At 51.4% G+C, this 214-nt stretch carries 1 pseudogene; it reads left to right on the top strand.

Going from position 1 to position 214, the window contains the following annotated elements:
* A pseudogene (locus tag VZP09_RS24495) lies at window positions 1-138 on the top strand (copper-binding protein); the annotation flags it as partial.
* Between the last annotated feature and the right edge of the window lie 76 nt (window positions 139-214).

Here is a 214-nt window from a genome sequence, read left to right as displayed (position 1 = left end):
GAAACTGCTAAGCCATTTTCCGAAATGAGCGAGCATGAGAAAGCCGCTGTTGTGCATGAGAAGGCGAATAATGGCCAGTCTTCCGTTATTCATCAGCAACAGGCGGAAAAGCATCGCAGCCAGATCACCCAGAATTAACCCGCAGCTCCACTTGTCAGACCCTCATTTGACGCCGAAGTCACTGGCTTACGCTCCCGCCGGGAGCGTTTTTTTT

Origin of the sequence: Klebsiella sp. EMBS2024 (genome assembly GCF_036233805.1) — a bacterium.
In the GTDB taxonomy this organism is placed as follows: domain Bacteria; phylum Pseudomonadota; class Gammaproteobacteria; order Enterobacterales; family Enterobacteriaceae; genus Klebsiella; species Klebsiella pneumoniae.
This window is presented reverse-complemented; position numbering and strand designations above follow the sequence as displayed.